We start from the raw sequence: 17,775 nt of genomic DNA, 5'->3' as shown, positions 1-17,775 counted from the left end.
ACCGCCATGTTGTCAAGATTTCTTTTTTCTGATACTTCGTCAAATGGAAAACACGCACATAAAAGCGTCCGTTCCAAGCATGCTCGGAACAGACGCTTTTATTAATCCACTGTAACTCCGCTGCAGACAGCTTTGCTTATCGGCTAATCTTTTTAGGGCAGAAGCGATCCGATTAACACCTGTTTCAATGACAGTTGCTTCCACAGCCCGGGCGACCACTTTTCAGTTTCTTTCATCCACCGGTAATTCGGTGAACAACGTCAATCATCAATGGTACAGACGCTCTGTTGGTGGTATGGTTGATGTGCCGATTACTGGGATGCACTGAGATGATACAGGTGTCGCGGCCGACCTCCCGTATCATAGCGAATATCCAGTTCAAGAAAGCCTGTTTTCACCAGATACTCCAGGTAACGCCTGGCAGTGACGCGGGCAACACCAATTTCATCAGCTACCTGGGTGGCGTCCACCGGCTTCCGCCGGTTTAGAAGGTGTTCTTTTATGGTTGCCAGGGTTTTGGGATGAATCCCTTTTTCATAGTTCGTTGCTAATTCCGTCTCTGATCGGGAGATGATCAGACGATCGATGTCATCCTGAGAAACCAGCCGGGTATTCTCCAATGTTTTTTTCCGTAACCGGTAATTTTCCAACGCCTGTTTCAACCGCTTAAATTCGAAGGGCTTGACAAGGTAATCAAAGGCACCCAGTTTCAGCACCTCACCAATATGAGCAGGATCCTGAGAGGCAGTAACAAGAATCACGTCAATGGTCCAGTTTTGATTCCTGATCTTTTTCAGTAGCTGAAGCCCATTACTTCGGGGCATGTAAATATCAAGTATGATAAGATCGACAGTTTCTTTTTCAAGCATTTCCATCGCCTGTTCTCCGTTTCGGGCTATGGTTGCAACCCGAAAACCCTCTACAGAGTTGACATACCGGTGATTGATTTCTGCCACCATTGGATCGTCTTCAACAATCATGACACGAATCATTGATCCTCCCCCTCATTTTCCCTGACAGCAGGCCATTGTTTGGGCAGTCTCACCCAAAAAGTGGTTCCATTTCCTGTTTTCGACTGAACCCGAATAGTTCCATGAAGTGTTCCAACCACCTGATTGACAAGAAAAAGGCCCGTTCCCCTGTCTCCTTCACGGGTGGAAAATCCCCGATTGAAAATCTTTTCCTGTATGTCACATGACATGCCTTCTCCATTGTCCACCACCTGAAGCATGATGGCATGATCTGTTTCCTGAATACTCAGTGTCACCTGCCCGTTTTCCCGCTGATTCAGAGCGTCAAAAGCATTGTTCAGGAGGTTTCCGATGATGGTGACCAATGCATTGCTGCTAATGCGTCCCTGCAGAACAGACAGTTGACTGGCAGGGTCAACCATCATGGTTAACCCCGACTCTCTCGCCGCACTGAATCGCCCGATGATCAGCGCCGCCACGGCAGGTTCTTTAATGTGACGAATGACCTGACTGGTGATCTGCTGCTGGCTTTCTGTCTCCTCCAGTATATACTTCTCGGCGAGATCATAATTTTTCAGCTGCAGCAATCCCAACAGCACATGCATCTTGCTCATGAACTCATGGGTGTTGGCACGCAGAGAATCCACCAGCATCCGGGCACCTGTGAGCTGTTCAGCAAGAGTGGTCAATTCATCCCGGAGACGAAAACTGGATATCACACCCACAATTTCATTTTTGGCGTTTGTGATGGGAATGCGGTTGACCATAATGGGAACACCGTTCATGACATCCTGAATATCAAGCTCTGCCTGCCCGGTTTTCAATACCCGGGGCATTTTGGACTCAGGCATAATTTCACCGATGTGCATCCCTTCCTGTTTATCCGGAGAGATACTCAACATTGTTCGTGCCGCTTCGTTGATCATGGAAACATTTCCATCTGCATCAATAGCCATTACACCTTCTTTAATGGCTTTCAGAATCCCATTGCGCTCCTTTAACAGTTTTGAGATTTCGTAGGGTTCCAACCCCAGCAGAATTTTCTTCAGGTGCTTTGCCATCCAAATGGAGCCCAAGTGGCCCAATACTAGTCCAATTAAAGCAAAGCGATAGACCTGCCATCGCATTTCTGCCGTCGCCTGTTCGATGTTGCGATTCAGCGTGCCCACCGCCACCATACCAAGGCGATGGCCTGCAGGGTGGATAATGGGAGTCAGCGCCCTGGTGGAGATTCCCAGCGTTCCCTGTGCCACCGAAATATATTCGCTTCCTTCCTGCAGCACGGGCCCCTCATCGCCGCCTGCAAAAGGCTTCAGCAGCTGTTCAGGATTGGGATGGGAGTAGCGAATCCCCTCAATATTCGTTACCGTGATAAATTGTACATCGCGACTGCTGCTTCGAATCACTTTCATCAAGGGATCAATGGTTTCTTCAGGATGTGCTGTTTCAAATGCGCCAATCACCGTTGGCATGCGGGCAACAATACGGGCTGTATTGAGAACATTGTTTTCCACTTCTTTTAACAGGCTGGCTTCCATGGTTTTGAGAAACCCATAGCTGACACTCAGAACACTCAACGTCACAATAAAAGCAGAAAAGAACATGATTTTGGCCTGCAGGCTGATTTCTCTGCGCTGTCTATGCGTTTTCATACGTACCACATCATCCTTCCGGTAGTCCGGCCCGGTGCTGTTCCTGTAATTTGATTTATTTTATCACATAGTTGCCTTCTGGTCGACTTGCCTCTCTGCAATCAACGGCATGATACCGCCGGGTATCAACGTCTGCTCGTTGACAAGCCACCACCCCTTCGGTATAATCAGCAGTAAGCGTTATCACCAACCAGCGCTTAAGTCTCCGAGTTTTTGCGTCTACCGCGCTCAGCGCCATGACCAAAAACCATTAAGGTATTGCCGGAAACAGCGATGCCTCCCACTGTGGAAAGGAGCCGAAAAATCACCAAAACTCCCTTTCTGCATTTTCAGCTTCAGGGAGTTTTTTTGTTTCGTGGTTCCATGTAGTTGACTACTTTGACAAAGGGGCGTATTCATGGATAATCTCATACAGGGAACCCGGGATGCCGTTCATCTGCTCATCAGAATGGACCCGGAATTCCTAGAAATTGTCGGCCTGTCTCTCTTTGTTTCACTGACTGCCACTTTTTTGGCAGGCATTGTGGCAATCCCCTTTGGCCTTACCATCGGTATCAAAGAATTTCCTGGTAAAAAAATGCTGGTTCGATTGATTTATACGCTAATGAGCATGCCGCCGGTGGTCATTGGGCTGGTCATTTTTCTGTTACTGCTTCGCAGCGGCCCTTTGGGGCAATTTCGCCTCAACTTTACCCCCACGGCCATGATCATTGCCCAGTTTTGCCTGGTGACACCCATTATCACCGGTGTTGTGTTTAATGGCACCAAAGAAAGAGGCAGCGAGATCAGAGACCTTGCCAAAACCATGGGGGCTTCTCCTTCTCAAACACTCTGGCTGCTCATTCGAGAATTGCGTATCAATATCATGTCGGCTGTTGTCACCGGGTATGGCCGGGCTATTTCTGAGGTGGGGGCTGTCATGGTGGTGGGTGGAAATATTCGGGGGCACACCCGGGTCATGACCACCACCATTGCCATGCTTCGCAATATGGGAGAGTATTCCCTGGCCATCGCCACCGGCATTGTGCTGCTGCTGATTTCTTTCATCATCAATTCACTGCTGTATCATTGGCAACAGGAGCGATAACATGCATCTTTTCATCGAACACCTCACCAAAAGCTATGATGAAAAAAAGGTGCTGGATATCTCCCGGTTGGAGATTGACAGTGGCTGTTTTTGGGGAATCATCGGCCCCAACGGTTCCGGAAAAAGCACCCTGCTTAAAATCATCTCTTCCCTGACAGCACCCTGTCAGAGTCGGATTTTATACGATGGTCTGCCTCTGAATGACCGATTACTTCTTGACATGACTTTGGTTTTCCAAAAGCCTTACCTGTTACGCACTTCTGTTTTTCAAAACATAGCGTACCCGCTGCAGCTGCGCCATGTTCCCGCGCAGCAACTTAAAGAGCAAGTGGAGGAAATGCTGACATGCTTTCAAATTGAACATTTGCGAGATCAAAAAGCCTGGACACTTTCAGGTGGCGAGGCTCAGAAAGTGGCTTTGGCCAGGGCCCTTGTTTTCAAGCCCCGGTTGATCATGCTGGATGAGCCCACTGCCAATATTGACCCCACTTCTATTCTGCTTCTTGAAAAACAGATTCGCATCCACTACGAAGCCTATCACCCCACGGTGTTAATGGTCACCCATAACCTGCAACAGACAAAACGCATGTGTGACCAGGTAGCCTTTTTGTATGAGGGTACTCTTCAGGATGCCGGCCCCCTTGAAAAAGTCTTTGGCAGTCACGCACACCCTCTGGTGCATTCTTTTATCCAGCAGGGTTTAATTTAATCAGACTCTGAACTCAACGCTGACACAGCGGCCAATCAGCTTTAATTGCTTCTCAGTGACAGCTGTGGGTACTTCCCCTGAACTTCCGGTGGATAACAGAATTTTTTTCTGCTGATCTTTCGAAAGTTTGCGAATCATTTTTTGGCCGTTTACTTCGATGACATGGATTTTACCATTGATGATTTCAGTTGTTTCACAGACCATTACCAGATCGTCCTTAAAAATTCGCAGGGACTGTAATTGGCCGTCTGCCACCTGAAAAAATCGAACTCTCTCCCAGGGAACTCCCTCTATTTTTTTGCCCAATACCGGCAGTTCTTTTTGCGCCACTATTTTCCCTGTTGCCAGATTTTCTACAGGGAAACGCCTGATGATATGGGCCAGGGCATCAGTCCACTGATCATTGGGTTCGATGGAAAGGGAGGCATCCCGTTTCACCGCCTGATTTCTGGTTGACCGATTGTTTTCAGTTTCACGGTCATCCTCGTTCTCCCCAGAGTCCCGACGAAGATGGGACCCCTGCTGCAATACATCCGTCTCTTCTCCCAACACCTGTAAAATACGCTGGGCTGCCTGTTCTTGGATCACTTTCCTGCCCGACTCCACCTGTTTGATATAGTTTTCAGCCAAGCCACATTTTTTTGCCAGCATTTTTTCAGTCATGCCGGCACGCAAACGCGCTTTTCGAATGGCTTCTGCAATTGGATTCATCTTTTCACTTCCTCTCAGTCATCATCTTTTTTGCTTTTCACGATGAATCTATTTTCCTGATCATCTATTATAACATGACTTATCATTCCGGTACCACGTTGGCCAGTATTGCGCGGTGTTTATGTTGTTCAATGAGCCTATTCAGGAAACCCTGCTGGTCCCGGCGATTTTCTGAGAAAGCCTTTGTTTATTTGATTTTAGGGTATCTATTACCGGAACAAATGAACTGATCACACATGTTGAAACGAGGTGTTCCCCATGTCTGCAGGTGATTCTCTTTATGATTTACTGATGCGTCCGCTGGAAAAAAGGCTGCTTGAAAAAGTTCGGCGGTCTTTGATGGTCCGCCCCAGAGGGATGGTGCTTGAAATTGGTGTGGGTACTGGTGCCAATTTGCCCTACTACCGTTATGAGTATATTGATCATCTTGATCTTCTCGACCTGACCATTGGCGAAAAAGTACGTCGTCACCATTACCCCGACCACCTGCCGCTGCGCTTTTTGGAAGGACAGGCCGAAGCATTGCCTTTCGCCGATGAGTCTTATGATTTTGTTGTCGTTTCGCTGGTGCTCTGCTCTGTCACTGATGTCATGGGCAGCCTTGCAGAAATTTTTCGAGTATTAAAGCCTGGCGGTCGGTTCATTTTTATTGAGCACGTGCTGCCTGAAAACCAGCGGCTAAAAAATGTGTTTCAACGATTGACACCTCTTTGGAAGCGCATGGCCAACCAATGTCATCTCAACAGAGAGACTCTGGATGCCATTGCCGCAACAGGATTTGAGCAATTGGAACTTTACCCGGTCTACAGGGACATTTTCATTGGCGGCGTGGCTCATAGGCCCCATTAAATCACGCTCGTTCACCAGTACAGGCGGAATCATCTGAGTGATTAATGTGTATATTAAACCGCCTGTAGCGGGTTTTCAAGTAACAGTTGATAGCATCGAGTGGATCATGAATGTCAAAAGCTGAAATTATTTAAAACGCTGTCCACAGCTTTTTCGAACAGCCTCTATTTCTATGCCACAAAAAAACCGGCACGTTCGCATTCTTCTTATGTGAGAATGCTGGCATGCCAGTGGTTATTGAGTGGATTGAAAGAATGTTGATAAGACAAAATATTTAAAGCTGTTTTTCCACTTCCTGATAGAGACTGTCTGCCAATGCAAGATTATCTGCCAGCAGTTTTTCTCCTTTAGCCCGATACTCGCTGACAAAGGTTTCGTCTTTGATGCTGCCCAGGTTTATTTTCACATTAAGCCAAGCTCCCTGCATAGCCGCTTTCAGACCAAGGGCACCAACTCCCAGGTCACTCACTGCATTGGGATTTGAATGACCCATTGCCTTTTGAAGCACCACCAGCACTTTTGCAGCTTCCTCCATCATGGTATATGGAACAATGGTTGCTTCTTTCAGAGCCTGCTGCATAGCTTCTTTTCGCTTTGCCTTTTCTTCATCTGTCGTTTTAGGCATGGTCAGTACATCACCCACCGCATTGTACACTTCGGTATCTTTCTCAATCAGATTGTTAAATGATGCCATTAACCCTTCTGTTTCTTTCAATACTTCCTGCATGCGCTCTTCATAAGCAGCGTATTTTTCTTTGCCCGTTGTCAGGTTTGCCACCATTGATACCAAGGCAGTTCCCAGAGCTCCAAACAACGCTGAAGCGCTTCCGCCGCCTGGTGCAGGTGCATCTGATGCCAGCGTGCTGACAAATTCTTTTGTTTTCAGCTCAGTCAGTTTCATGAAATTTCTCCTCTCCGTATGTAAGCTGTTTTCACCATATCAATTCTACAAGATCATGTCAATGTAGTATCCTGACAAATGAGACTGTCATTAACAGTGAATCTCCAGATAGTTCCTGTGAATTCCAAACAATTTCTTTGAAGAAGAGTTCATCAGCCACCCATCAAAAGATGACTCCAAATTAACGATTGACATCGGATCTATTATATCGTAATATTCTAATATAGCGTTTTACCCGACACCCTTCAACATAATGGCATTTAATGACTCACTGAAAGGAGGCTATCATGCCGCACAACAACGACAATGTCACAATAATTCAACTTCAGCAAGCAGCAGATCTGCTGAAGGCCATGGGGCACCCGGTTCGTTTATGCATTTTGAAACGACTTGCAGATTACGGCGTCGCCAATGTACAGCAGCTCCAGCATTGTTTGTCTGTACCACAATCCACCGTTTCCCAGCACCTGGCTGTCCTGCGAAACACAGGGATCATTCAGGGTCAGCGCCAGGGATTGGAAATTCATTACCGGATTATTCATCCTCAAGTACCGGCGCTCATCCAGCAGTTGCAATTGTCCATGAATGACCCCAGCTCTCCGTGACAGGTGTATATTTTCCTCAAATAATCGTTATCATATACAGTCATTCCAACTTATTATTATCTTGAACGATATTTATCCATCATCACTCAAGGAGGATTTTTTCATGCGTAAAAAAATTGTTATTGTGGGCGGCGTGGCCGGCGGCGCCACAGCCGCTGCCCGTTTGAGACGGCTTGATGAACAGGCTGAAATTGTTTTATTGGAAAGGGGCGGCTACATTTCTTTTGCCAATTGCGGTCTGCCATATCACATCGGTGGCATCATTGAAAACCGGGATGATTTACTGGTGCAGACTGCCGAAGGCATGGCAGCCCGTTTCAATCTTTCGGTACGTCCCTACAATGAAGTCACCGCCATTCACCGCAATAAAAAAGAACTGACAGTGCACAATCATTTGACCGATGAAACATATACTGAAATGTATGATGTCTTGATCTTGTCACCAGGTGCCAGCCCGGTGAAGCCTCCCATCTCAGGGTTGCAGGAAACGGACAATGTGTTCACTCTTCGCTCTATTCCCGACACCGACCAAATCAATCATTACATTGATTTGCATCAGCCCAAAAAGGCTGTTGTGATTGGCGGTGGTTTCATCGGTGTTGAAATGGCCGAAAATCTCCATGCGCGGGAAATCCATGTCACGTTGGTGGAAATGCAGGATCAGGTGATGGCCCCCATGGATTATGAAATGGCTGCCATTCTTCACAATCACATCCGCCAGCAGGGTGTTCAACTGATCTTGGCGGATGGCGTTTCGGCTTTTCTGCAATCCGGAAACCAAATTCAACTTTCCAGCGGCAAGCTGCTTCACACCGATCTGACTATCATGGCCATCGGTGTGAAGCCTGAAAATCAACTGGCCAAAGAAGCCGGCTTAACCTTGGGCGAGCGGGGCGGTATTCTGGTGAACAATGCCATGCAAACCAGTGATCCTTCTATTTATGCCATTGGTGATGCCGTAGAGGTCACCGATTATATCAACCGACAGCCCGCCATGATTCCTTTGGCCGGCCCAGCCAACAAGCAGGGCCGCCTGGTGGCCGATCACATCTGCGGACGCCCGGTGGCTTACCCCGGCACCCTCGGCTCTGCCGTAGTAAAAGTATTTCAGTTGACTGCGGCATCAACGGGCAACAACGAAAAACGCCTGAAGCAGCTCCACATTCCTTATGAAGCCCTGCACATTCACCCCGGTGCCCATGCCGGATACTACCCCGGGGCAGATCCCATTTCCATGAAAATGCTCTACGACCCTGTCACCGGAAAAATTCTGGGTGCACAGGCCATCGGTTCCAAAGGGGTGGAGAAGCGTATTGATGTGCTGGCGACGGCCATGCGGGGCAGATTAACAGTTGAAGATCTGCAGGAGCTGGAACTGTCTTACGCACCTCCTTATTCCTCTGCCAAAGATCCGGTAAACATGCTGGGATTCGCCGCCACCAACTTACGGGAAGGAATGGTGACTTCTTTTCAGTGGCATGAGGTGGATAATTTGAATGCTTCCGGTGCTTTTTTCCTTGATGTGCGGGATGATGACGAGGTGGTTCAGGGAATCATTCCGGATGCCCATCACATTCCCCTTAGCCAGCTTCGCACCCGTCTTCAGGAGCTTCCCGAAAACAAAACCGTTCACGTATACTGCCGGGTAGGGGTTCGGGGTTACATTGCCGCCCGTATGCTTTCACAGCGGGGCTATGATGTCAAAAATCTTGACGGGGGATATGCCACCTGGCAGGCTGTGTTCCGTCCTGAAGAAGCAGCTGTCACAGCGTTACCCATGGATGATTCTGGTACGATTTAAATAAGACGCCTCCTTTAGGGGGGCGTCTTTACTCATTTATTGTTCGTGGGCAACACCCGTGAGTTCACTCACCCGGCGAAGCCCATGTTTCTCCATATACGAATTGATTCCCACAGCCACATCGATGCAGGCGGTGGGATTCACAAAGTTGCCGGTTCCCACCGAAACCGCCGCCGCCCCGGCCATGAGAAACTCCAGGGCGTCTTCCGCCGTCATAATGCCTCCCATGCCAATGATGGGAATTTTCACCACCTGGTACACCTGCCAGACCTGGCGCAGGGCGATGGGTTTGACCGCCGGCCCGGAGAGACCGCCCATAACCCGTTTCAGCACAGGCTGCCGGGTCTTGATGTCAATGGCCATGCCCAGCACTGTGTTGATGAGAGAAACGGCGTCTGCTCCCCCCGCTTCAGCACTTTGGGCAATGAGTCCAATATCAGTCACATTGGGAGACAGTTTGACGATCACCGGCAACGTAGTCACGTTGACCACTTCTTCTGTGATCGTCCGTACCATCTCCGGGTTGGTGGCAAAAACTTCACCTCCCCGATGAATATTTGGACAAGACACATTCACTTCCAGCCCGTGAATGCCAGGTATTGACTCCAATCGAGTGGCCATGGCTGTAAATTCTGCCACGGTGTTGCCCGAAATATTGGCGATTACCGCCGTTTCATATGTGCGGAGAAAAGGCATCTCTTCTTTGATGAATCCTTCAAGTCCAGGATTTTGCAAACCAATGGAATTAAGCATTCCCATGGGGGTTTCTACAATTCGGGGAATGGGGTTCCCTTCCCGGGGTTCCGGAGTCAGCCCTTTGACAGCAATGCCTCCCAGCTGATTCAAGTCCAGGTAATCTCCGTATTCCCGGCCAAAACCGAAGGTGCCGGAGGCAGCAATCACTGGATTTCCCAGCATCAAAGAGCGGGCACCCTTCCTTCTGCCAGGGATGACCACCTGCAATCCCTTATGCTTCATTAAAAATCACCTCCGAGGCTTTGAACACCGGCCCATCCATGCAAGCCTTCTCATAATGGCTTCCCATCTCATCCCGGATCCTCACCACACAGCCCAGACAGGCCCCAATGCCACAGGCCATTTTTTCTTCCATGGAAATCCAGGCATCAATCCCCGCTTCGCCGCATACTTTTGCCACATTTTCCAGCATGGCATGGGGACCGCAGGCAAAGACAGCCTGAACAAACTCTCTCGCCAATACTTCGTGTAGCAATAAGGTAGGATACCCATGGTAGCCTTCGCTGCCGTCTTCAGTAGTCATGTGAACGGTTGCCCCAGTTTGGGTAAAGTCACTGGCCAACATGGCCCGGTCTTGTGAAGGGAATCCCAGGATCACCCGGGTCTTTCTGCCGGCAGTCTGTAACCAACTGGCTGTATGCAACAGCGGCGCCGTTCCCAAACCACCACCCACCAGCACCACCTCACCAGTGGAGGGAGGCAGGTGGGGAAACCCAGTCCCCAGCGGACCCAGCAAGGTGACGGTTTTTCCCGGCAGGTCTGCCGCCATGATCCGAGTACCCTGGCCCACCACGGCGTAAAGCAACGACAAGGTGCCCTGTTCCTGGTCAATACTGTGGATACTGAAGGGTCGTCTCAGCAAAGGCCCCCCCAGCGGATTGATTCTCAAGTGAACAAACTGCCCTGGCAAAGCCTGTTGCAGCAAGTCTGCATCTGTTTTCAGTACCATTCGGTAACAGTCTTCCAGCAGCTGTTCCTGATAAATGATGTTGCCTGTGTACTCCCGTTTCATGTGTGCCCCTCCCCTTCTTTGACAGCTCATCATGATAATCCGGTCACTTTAAAGGAAATACTTTTCAGCACCTCCAGAACCGCACGCGCCGTATCCATGGAGGTGACGCAGGGCACTCCAGACTCCACCGCTGCCCGACGAATCTTAAAGCCGTCCCTTTTTGGTTGTTTTCCTTTTGCAGGCGTATTGATCACCAGATGAATTTTTTCTTCCTGAATCAGGTTCAGCAGGTTGGGTACAGGTTCGTCAAGTTTGCGAACCTCTCGAACTTCAATTCCTCCCCGTCGCAGTGCCTGAGCTGTGCCACTGGTGGCGTAAAGGGAAAAACCGATTTCCCACAGCTCTCGAATGATGGGGATGGCTTCATCCTTGTCTTTGTCGGCAACGGTTACCAAAATACTGCCGTCTGCCGGCACTTCCAACCCTGAGGCCGTGAGTGCTTTGTAGAGTGCTTTGGGATAAAACTCATCCAATCCGATGGACTCACCAGTGGATTTCATTTCCGGCCCCAGGGAGGTGTCCACTTCAATGAGTTTGGAAAAAGAGAATACCGGTGCCTTCACCGCATAGCCTTCCGGCGGCGGCATGAGACCCGGGCGAACGCCCTGTTCCCGAAGGCTCATACCCATAGCAGCCTGGGTGGCCAACTTAATCAAGGGAACACCTGTCACTTTACTGAGAAAGGGCACAGTGCGGCTGGACCTGGGATTTACTTCCAGCAGATACACCCTGTTGTAGCGAATGACGAACTGCAGATTGATCATTCCCTTTATTTTCAGCGCTTTTGCCAGTCGCAGGGTATAGTCCATCACCGTTTCCTGCATATGCCGGTTCAGATGCAATGGTGGAATCACTGCGATACTGTCGCCGGAATGCACTCCGGCCCGCTCGATATGTTCCATAATACCCGGCACCAGGATGGCTTCGCCGTCAGAAACGGCATCCACCTCCACCTCCATGCCCTGAAGATACTGGTCCAGCAGTACCGGATGCCGGGGTGACACCAGTGCTGCATTCGTCATGTATTCTTCCAGTTCTTCCATGGAATAGAGAATTTCCATGTTGCGCCCCCCCAGCACATAAGAAGGACGAATCACCAGGGGAAACCCAATCTCGCCTGCGCAAGCCACCGCTTCTGCTTCTGATCGGGCGGTTTTTCCAAAGGGCATGGGAATGCCCAGCGACTGCACCAGTTGGTTGAACTTATCCCGGTCTTCAGCAGCGTCAATGTCTGCCACACTGGTGCCCAGAATGGTCACGCCTGCTTTCTCAAGTGATTCTGCCAGATTAATGGCCGTCTGGCCGCCAAACTGAACAATGACTCCCTCCGGTTTTTCTAAATCAATGACATTCATCACATCTTCTGTGGTAAGGGGATCGAAGTAGAGCCGGTCAGAGGTATTGAAATCAGTACTGACGGTTTCGGGATTGTTGTTAATGACAATGGATTCAATGCCCATTTCCCGAAGCGCCCACAAGGAATGAACGGTGCAGTAGTCAAACTCCACCCCCTGCCCGATGCGTATGGGGCCTGAACCAAGAATCAATACCTTGCGGCGCGAGGTGGGCTCTGCTTCATTGGTGCCTTCGTAACTGGCGTAAAAGTAGGGCGTCACAGCCGGAAATTCACCGGCGCAGGTATCCACCATGTGGTAGGCTGGCGTGACTCCCCGTTCTTTTCGATACTGACGCAGAGACATTTCATCAGTTCCCACCAGGGTTGCAATGTGTTCGTCCCCTAAATTCATGGCTTTTGCTTCCCGCAGCAGGCTTTCTGAGAGAGTTTGCAGTGTTTCCTGTTCCAATCGCTTTTCCAGCAGTGCCAGGTGGTTGATTTTTGTCAGAAAGAAGGGGTCCATTCCTGTGAGGCGGTGGATGGTCATCATGTCCATTCCCCGGTAGAGGGCAGTGGCAATGTAGAAAATCCGTTCGTCGTCCCGGGCACCAATCCGTTCCAACAGGGCTTCATCTGTCAGATCTGCCAGTTCCCGGAGCACTAGGCTGTTGCGGTTCAGTTCCAGGGACCGGATCCCCTTCATCAGCGCGCCTTCAAAACTTCTGTCGAGAGCCATCACTTCTCCCGTGGCCTTCATCTGGGTACCCAGTTTTCTGTCGGCCAGTGCAAACTTATCAAAGGGCCATCGGGGTATTTTCAGCACCACATAGTCCAACGCAGGCTCGAAAGCGGCATGACCCATTCCGGTGATGGGATTTGGAATTTCGTCAAGATGGAGCCCTACAGCGATTTTAGAGGCAATGCGGGCAATGGGATACCCGGTGGCTTTGGAAGCCAGGGCACTGGAGCGGCTGACCCGGGGATTTACTTCAATTACCACATAGTTCATGCTCTCTGGGTCCAGGGCATACTGCACATTACAGCCCCCTTCCACTCCCAGAGCGCGGATGATTTTCAGGGAAGCGGTACGCAGCATCTGATATTCCTGGTTTGCCAATGTCTGACTGGGTGCCGCTACAATGCTGTCACCGGTGTGTACTCCTACCGGATCCACATTTTCCATGCTGCAGACAGTAATGCAGGTGTTATTGGCATCCCGCATGACTTCAAATTCGATTTCTTTCCATCCTGAAACGCAACGTTCCACCAGAATTTGGTTCACCCGGCTGCTTTTCAGGCCGATGCGGGCAATTTCCCTGAGCTCTGTTTCATTCTCAGCGATACCGCCGCCGGTGCCCCCCATGGTGTATGCAGGTCGCACGATCACCGGGTACCCGATGACTGTGGCAAACGCCAGCGCCTCTGTCACCTGATCCACCACCCGGCTTTCGGCGATGGGCTCACCGATGCTTTCCAGCATCTGGTTGAACAGCTCCCGATCTTCTGCCCGCTGAATGGCCTCCACAGGCGTACCCAGCAATGTCACGCCTTCTGCTTCCAGAAACCCCTCTTCTGCCAGTTCCACTGCCAGATTTAGACCCACCTGCCCTCCCAGTGTGGGCAAAAGTCCGTCGGGCTTTTCTTTTCGAATGATTTTTTTGATGAATGCGGGGGTCAGCGGCTCCATATACACCGTGTCGGCAATGCCCGGGTCTGTCATGATGGTGGCAGGATTGCTGTTCACCAATACCACGTGAATGCCTTCTTCTTTCAGCGCCAGGCAGGCCTGGGTACCGGCATAATCAAACTCAGCCGCCTGGCCAATGATGATAGGACCCGAGCCGATGACCATCACTTTTTTCAGTTGTTGATTTAATGGCATGGTTTTTCCTCCTTTTGAAGCGTCTTTTCAACCATCTGCTGAAAGGTATCGAAAAGGGCAACCGAATCGGCAGGACCGGGAGAAGCTTCAGGGTGATACTGTACTGAAAAAACTGGCTTCTGCCGATGCCGGATGCCTTCCACCGTGCCATCGTTGAGATTTCGGTGTGTGACTGTCAGGCAGTCTGGCAGACAGTCTTCTTTCACTGCATAGCTGTGATTCTGAGAAGTGATCGTCACAACGCCGGTTTCCAAATGCTTCACCGGATGATTACCGCCCCGGTGACCAAAGGGAAGTTTGTACACATCGCCGCCACAGGCCAGGTTAAGCAGTTGGTGTCCCAGGCAGATTCCCATGAGAGGTAAGTCCCTTTTCAACAAATCGTTCACTGCTTTAATGGCCACCGGTAAATCTTTGGGGTTACCCGGACCATTGGAAAGTAAAATACCCGAGGGTTGGAAAGCCAGCATCTCTTTTGCGGTTGTCTGGGCAGGATATAAGCTGACGCACATGCCACGGTTAACCAGATGTTTGACAATAGCATGTTTGATTCCGAAATCAAGAACGGCAATACGGGTACCCTCAGGATTCCCCAGTGTCTTAACCTTGGAAGTGGTCACTGACGCCACCGGATCAGGCAGTGGTGCTGTGAGCCATTTCTGATCCGGCATTTCGTCACCAGCAACCAGCGCTCCCCGCATCATGCCTTTTTCGCGAATGTGGATGGTCAGCGCACGGGTATCTATGCCTTCAATACCTGTAATACCGTGTTCTTTCAGATAATGCTCCAGTTGACCCACCGAACGGAAATGACTGGGGGTGCGGCATAGCTCCTTCACAATCAGCGCATTCACTTTTGGACTGGCTGATTCCACATCTTCCCAGTTGAAGCCATAGTTTCCCACCAACGGATAGGTCAACACCACCATCTGGTTAACATAAGAAGGATCTGTCAGCAATTCCTGATAACCGGTCATTCCTGTATTAAACACCACTTCTCCCCGCACCTGCTTCATGGCTCCAAACAGCTTCCCTTCAAATATTGTGCCATCTTCCAGAATCAGTTTTCCCTTCATTGTACGCCTCCCTCATTCCTTTTGAGCTGCCCTATCTACTTGAGATCACCAGAACCTCTTTTGACAACGCTTATGTGATTTCACTTTCATGAGTATGTGCCACTGATTATCTTTGATCAAACCTGGTCCACTGTAACCACATCTCAAAACACAAAAATCCTCACTGTCACGTTGGACAGCAAGGATTTGCTTTTTCGCACAAAGAAGCCTTCCTTTGCGCGAGAAAGGAAGGCTCAGGTTCTGATGGCCTGTTTGCGTTTCCTTACCAGTCTCACGGGACCAGTTTAAAGGACATATGGTTTTCACCAGTATAGCGGAAGCGCTGTTGTCTGTCAAGGGAAATGTGCCCGACCAGCTGATCTGTCATATAATCTATTCAGACATTTCGGGAAAAGGAATGGTGCATGTGACGGCGGTCCCTTGCCCTGGCCGGCTTTCCAGATTCACCCGACCACCCATGAGGGTGACAATATGCCGCACAATGGACAGGCCCAATCCCGTGCCGCCATAACGCCGGGTGGTGGATGTTTCCGCCTGAACAAAGGGCTCAAAGAGACGGCTTTGCATTGTTTCAGAAATTCCAATACCAGTATCAATGACACGAAACACAATCATGGGTTCATCTTCATCCGCCAAAGGCGTCTCACTTACTGTTGCATGAACCAGGACTGATCCTGCATCAGTGAATTTCACTGCATTGCTCGCCAAGTTTGTCAGCACCTGCCTTAACCTGATGGGATCACCCATCACCTGCCGTGGCACTTCTGAATCAATCATCACACTTAGTTCCAGCCCTTTCTCCCGGGCTCGCAGGGAAAAAGGCATCACTGCCGCTTTCATTTCTTCCCTTAAATCAAAGGCTATGTACTCCAGTTCCAGCTTTCCAGATTCTATGCGGCTGATATCAAGAATATCATTAACAATTGAAAGCAGGGTGTCTATCGACTGACGCATATGTGCCAGATATTCCTGCTGTTCGCCATTTAGCTCTGTCAACTCCATCAACTGAAGAAAACCATAAAGTCCATTCATGGGTGTTCTGATTTCGTGGCTCATATTGGCCAGAAACTGACTTTTGGCGAGATTGGCCGACTCGGCAGCATCCCGGGCTTGCCGCATGGCTCTCTCCATAGCCTTCCGTTCAGAAAGATCAATCACCAGCCCTTCCAAAGCCTCCACTTCGCCATTGTCATTGTAAATGGGAACCCCCTGCTCCCACACCCATTTTTCTGTGTTGTCAGCCATCAGAATACGGTACTCCGCCCGCATGGGTTTTTTTCCCGCTGCTGCCTGAGCCCACGCCTCCCACAGTTGCTCCCGGTACTCTTCCAAAATCAAGTCGTTATAGGAACAGTCCCGGTTACCAATGAGCTGTTCTGGTGCATACCCTGTCAGCACCCGACATCCCTCTGAAACAAACTCCATGGTCCAGTACCGATCATAGCGACATCGATACGCCATCCCCGGCAAATTTGAAAGTAGCACACTTTTACTGCGCTCACTTTCCTCCAGTGCCAGAGCTGCTGTACGACTCTCACTTATGTCCCGGATCACAATGTTGTAACGCCAGCGGCCAAAGCTGTCTTGGCGACCAAGGTATACTGCCTGGTACCATCGTTCTTCACCAGTGTGCCATGAGGGATATTCCATCATCGAATTGGAATCACTTTGTTGCACCATTTGAAGGTTTTCAAGTGTTTTAAGAGCCATTGCCTCATCGAAAACTTCTTCAATAGATTTGCCGATAAGAAACTCTTTTGGAAACAACAACTGGCTTTCATCAGTGGTGTACACACCCGTGAATCGAAAGGCATCATCGAGATCCAGCACAATGTCATTCAGTGCCGAAGCCACTGACCTGAATCTCTCCATCTGCTCCTTCTCAGCAGTTATGTTGGTTATATAGCAAATAAAATGGAATTCTTCTGCAGGTACCGCTTTGATCCGATAGTAGCATTCCAATGACGACACATACTGTTCTGTTTCAACTGTTTTTCCTTCCAACGCTGCCTGGGCATAAAACCCGACCCAGTCAAAACCATCTGTCAGCACCGCCGGCACTGCCTGGCTAAGGCGTTTACCCAGCATTTTTTCTCTTTTTAGCCCTGTCATCTCTTCATAAGCCCGATTGACATCAATAAAAACATAGTCCACGGGCTGCCCATCAGCATCGCACTCCATGCGATGATAAGCGTATCCCATGGGAGCCTGTTCCATAAATGTACGCAATTTCACCGTCTCCACTTCATCACATCCGTTTCAGAAATTCTGTTGTACCAATGCATCCGGCTTGGCTGCCAGCACAATATCATTTTTGTCAGGTTTATTTGCCATCATTGATACATACCCTATCTTTCAAACGAATGATTGAATAACCTATTGCAGGGTATTTCTACCAGGAAGCCCCTCAACCAACAAGCTAATTTC

General features: G+C 49.6%; 14 protein-coding genes and 1 riboswitch. Of the genes, 5 read left to right on the top strand and 9 right to left on the bottom strand.

Annotation, left to right across the window (positions count from 1 at the left end):
* Positions 1–311 precede the first annotated feature (311 nt).
* Together AAIG11_RS01145 and AAIG11_RS01140 are read right to left on the bottom strand one after the other, a co-directional pair.
* Positions 312–992 carry a response regulator gene (locus AAIG11_RS01145; protein ID WP_343184444.1) on the bottom strand — a complete coding sequence of 227 codons (681 nt, stop codon included), beginning with the start codon at positions 990–992 and terminating at the stop codon, positions 312–314.
* Positions 989–2,623, bottom strand: coding sequence for an ATP-binding protein (locus AAIG11_RS01140; RefSeq protein ID WP_343184443.1), 1,635 nt, complete (start codon positions 2,621–2,623; stop codon positions 989–991). Before AAIG11_RS01140 ends, AAIG11_RS01145 begins: the two co-directional genes overlap by 4 nt.
* Positions 2,624–2,814: 191 nt before the next feature.
* A riboswitch (molybdenum cofactor riboswitch) is annotated at positions 2,815–2,935 on the top strand.
* A gap of 85 nt (positions 2,936–3,020) precedes the next feature.
* Between AAIG11_RS01140 and AAIG11_RS01135 the strand changes: the two genes are divergently transcribed.
* Both AAIG11_RS01135 and AAIG11_RS01130 read left to right on the top strand, forming a co-directional pair.
* Positions 3,021–3,710 (top strand): ABC transporter permease, encoded by a 690-nt coding sequence (locus tag AAIG11_RS01135; RefSeq protein WP_343184442.1) that lies wholly within the window; start codon positions 3,021–3,023, stop codon positions 3,708–3,710.
* A gap of 1 nt (position 3,711) precedes the next feature.
* Complete coding sequence (locus AAIG11_RS01130) at positions 3,712–4,419, top strand: ATP-binding cassette domain-containing protein (RefSeq protein ID WP_343184441.1); 708 nt, start codon at positions 3,712–3,714, stop codon at positions 4,417–4,419.
* Here AAIG11_RS01130 and AAIG11_RS01125 read toward each other — a convergent pair whose 3' ends face one another.
* Positions 4,420–5,130, bottom strand: coding sequence for a helix-turn-helix domain-containing protein (locus AAIG11_RS01125; RefSeq protein ID WP_343184440.1), 711 nt, complete (start codon positions 5,128–5,130; stop codon positions 4,420–4,422). It abuts the gene before it with no gap.
* A 258-nt stretch (positions 5,131–5,388) separates the two neighbouring features.
* Here AAIG11_RS01125 and AAIG11_RS01120 point away from each other — a divergent pair, with 258 nt between their 5' ends.
* The gene (locus tag AAIG11_RS01120) at positions 5,389–5,979 is read left to right on the top strand and encodes a class I SAM-dependent methyltransferase (RefSeq protein WP_343184439.1); all 591 of its coding nucleotides are present in this window, start codon (positions 5,389–5,391) and stop codon (positions 5,977–5,979) included.
* A 274-nt stretch (positions 5,980–6,253) separates the two neighbouring features.
* Here AAIG11_RS01120 and AAIG11_RS01115 read toward each other — a convergent pair whose 3' ends face one another.
* Positions 6,254–6,880, bottom strand: coding sequence for a cyclodeaminase/cyclohydrolase family protein (locus tag AAIG11_RS01115; RefSeq protein ID WP_343184438.1), 627 nt, complete (start codon positions 6,878–6,880; stop codon positions 6,254–6,256).
* A gap of 287 nt (positions 6,881–7,167) precedes the next feature.
* Between AAIG11_RS01115 and AAIG11_RS01110 the strand changes: the two genes are divergently transcribed.
* Together AAIG11_RS01110 and AAIG11_RS01105 are read left to right on the top strand one after the other, a co-directional pair.
* Complete coding sequence (locus tag AAIG11_RS01110) at positions 7,168–7,485, top strand: ArsR/SmtB family transcription factor (RefSeq protein WP_343184437.1); 318 nt, start codon at positions 7,168–7,170, stop codon at positions 7,483–7,485.
* A gap of 103 nt (positions 7,486–7,588) precedes the next feature.
* Complete coding sequence (locus AAIG11_RS01105) at positions 7,589–9,286, top strand: CoA-disulfide reductase (protein WP_343184436.1); 1,698 nt, start codon at positions 7,589–7,591, stop codon at positions 9,284–9,286.
* 36 nt (positions 9,287–9,322) lie between these two features.
* Here AAIG11_RS01105 and AAIG11_RS01100 read toward each other — a convergent pair whose 3' ends face one another.
* The 5 genes from AAIG11_RS01100 to AAIG11_RS01080 all read right to left on the bottom strand — a co-directional run bounded on the left by AAIG11_RS01100 (position 9,323) and on the right by AAIG11_RS01080 (position 17,583).
* Positions 9,323–10,264, bottom strand: a complete 942-nt coding sequence (locus tag AAIG11_RS01100) for a dihydroorotate dehydrogenase (protein WP_343184435.1) — start codon at positions 10,262–10,264, stop codon at positions 9,323–9,325.
* Entirely contained in the window at positions 10,254–11,054 is an 801-nt protein-coding gene (locus AAIG11_RS01095) for a dihydroorotate dehydrogenase electron transfer subunit (protein ID WP_343184434.1), read from the bottom strand. The genes AAIG11_RS01100 and AAIG11_RS01095 overlap by 11 nt, the downstream gene beginning before the upstream one ends.
* A gap of 29 nt (positions 11,055–11,083) precedes the next feature.
* Positions 11,084–14,272, bottom strand: coding sequence for a carbamoyl-phosphate synthase large subunit (gene carB / locus AAIG11_RS01090; RefSeq protein WP_343184433.1), 3,189 nt, complete (start codon positions 14,270–14,272; stop codon positions 11,084–11,086).
* Positions 14,263–15,348: a carbamoyl phosphate synthase small subunit gene (locus tag AAIG11_RS01085; RefSeq protein WP_343184432.1), complete on the bottom strand. Its 1,086-nt coding sequence runs from the start codon at positions 15,346–15,348 to the stop codon at positions 14,263–14,265. Before AAIG11_RS01085 ends, carB begins: the two co-directional genes overlap by 10 nt.
* 372 nt (positions 15,349–15,720) lie before the next feature.
* Entirely contained in the window at positions 15,721–17,583 is a 1,863-nt protein-coding gene (locus AAIG11_RS01080) for an ATP-binding protein (protein ID WP_343184431.1), read from the bottom strand.
* Positions 17,584–17,775: the final 192 nt, after the last annotated feature.

Origin of the sequence: Anoxynatronum sibiricum, from assembly GCF_039414295.1 — a bacterium.
In the GTDB taxonomy this organism is placed as follows: domain Bacteria; phylum Bacillota; class Clostridia; order Peptostreptococcales; family Tindalliaceae; genus Anoxynatronum; species Anoxynatronum sibiricum.
The sequence above is the reverse complement of the archived record's forward strand: the minus strand, read 5'-3'. Positions and strand labels throughout refer to the sequence as shown.

Bases quoted from the DNA above. Each gene is read 5' to 3' on its own strand.
- AAIG11_RS01145 (WP_343184444.1), bottom strand. From the start codon at position 992: ATGATTCGTGTCATGATTGTTGAAGACGATCCAATGGTGGCAGAAATC.
- AAIG11_RS01140 (WP_343184443.1), bottom strand. From the start codon at position 2,623: ATGAAAACGCATAGACAGCGCAGAGAAATCAGCCTGCAGGCCAAAATC.
- AAIG11_RS01135 (WP_343184442.1), top strand. From the start codon at position 3,021: ATGGATAATCTCATACAGGGAACCCGGGATGCCGTTCATCTGCTCATC.
- AAIG11_RS01130 (WP_343184441.1), top strand. From the start codon at position 3,712: ATGCATCTTTTCATCGAACACCTCACCAAAAGCTATGATGAAAAAAAG.
- AAIG11_RS01125 (WP_343184440.1), bottom strand. From the start codon at position 5,130: ATGAATCCAATTGCAGAAGCCATTCGAAAAGCGCGTTTGCGTGCCGGC.
- AAIG11_RS01120 (WP_343184439.1), top strand. From the start codon at position 5,389: ATGTCTGCAGGTGATTCTCTTTATGATTTACTGATGCGTCCGCTGGAA.
- AAIG11_RS01115 (WP_343184438.1), bottom strand. From the start codon at position 6,880: ATGAAACTGACTGAGCTGAAAACAAAAGAATTTGTCAGCACGCTGGCA.
- AAIG11_RS01110 (WP_343184437.1), top strand. From the start codon at position 7,168: ATGCCGCACAACAACGACAATGTCACAATAATTCAACTTCAGCAAGCA.
- AAIG11_RS01105 (WP_343184436.1), top strand. From the start codon at position 7,589: ATGCGTAAAAAAATTGTTATTGTGGGCGGCGTGGCCGGCGGCGCCACA.
- AAIG11_RS01100 (WP_343184435.1), bottom strand. From the start codon at position 10,264: ATGAAGCATAAGGGATTGCAGGTGGTCATCCCTGGCAGAAGGAAGGGT.
- AAIG11_RS01095 (WP_343184434.1), bottom strand. From the start codon at position 11,054: ATGAAACGGGAGTACACAGGCAACATCATTTATCAGGAACAGCTGCTG.
- carB (WP_343184433.1), bottom strand. From the start codon at position 14,272: ATGCCATTAAATCAACAACTGAAAAAAGTGATGGTCATCGGCTCGGGT.
- AAIG11_RS01085 (WP_343184432.1), bottom strand. From the start codon at position 15,348: ATGAAGGGAAAACTGATTCTGGAAGATGGCACAATATTTGAAGGGAAG.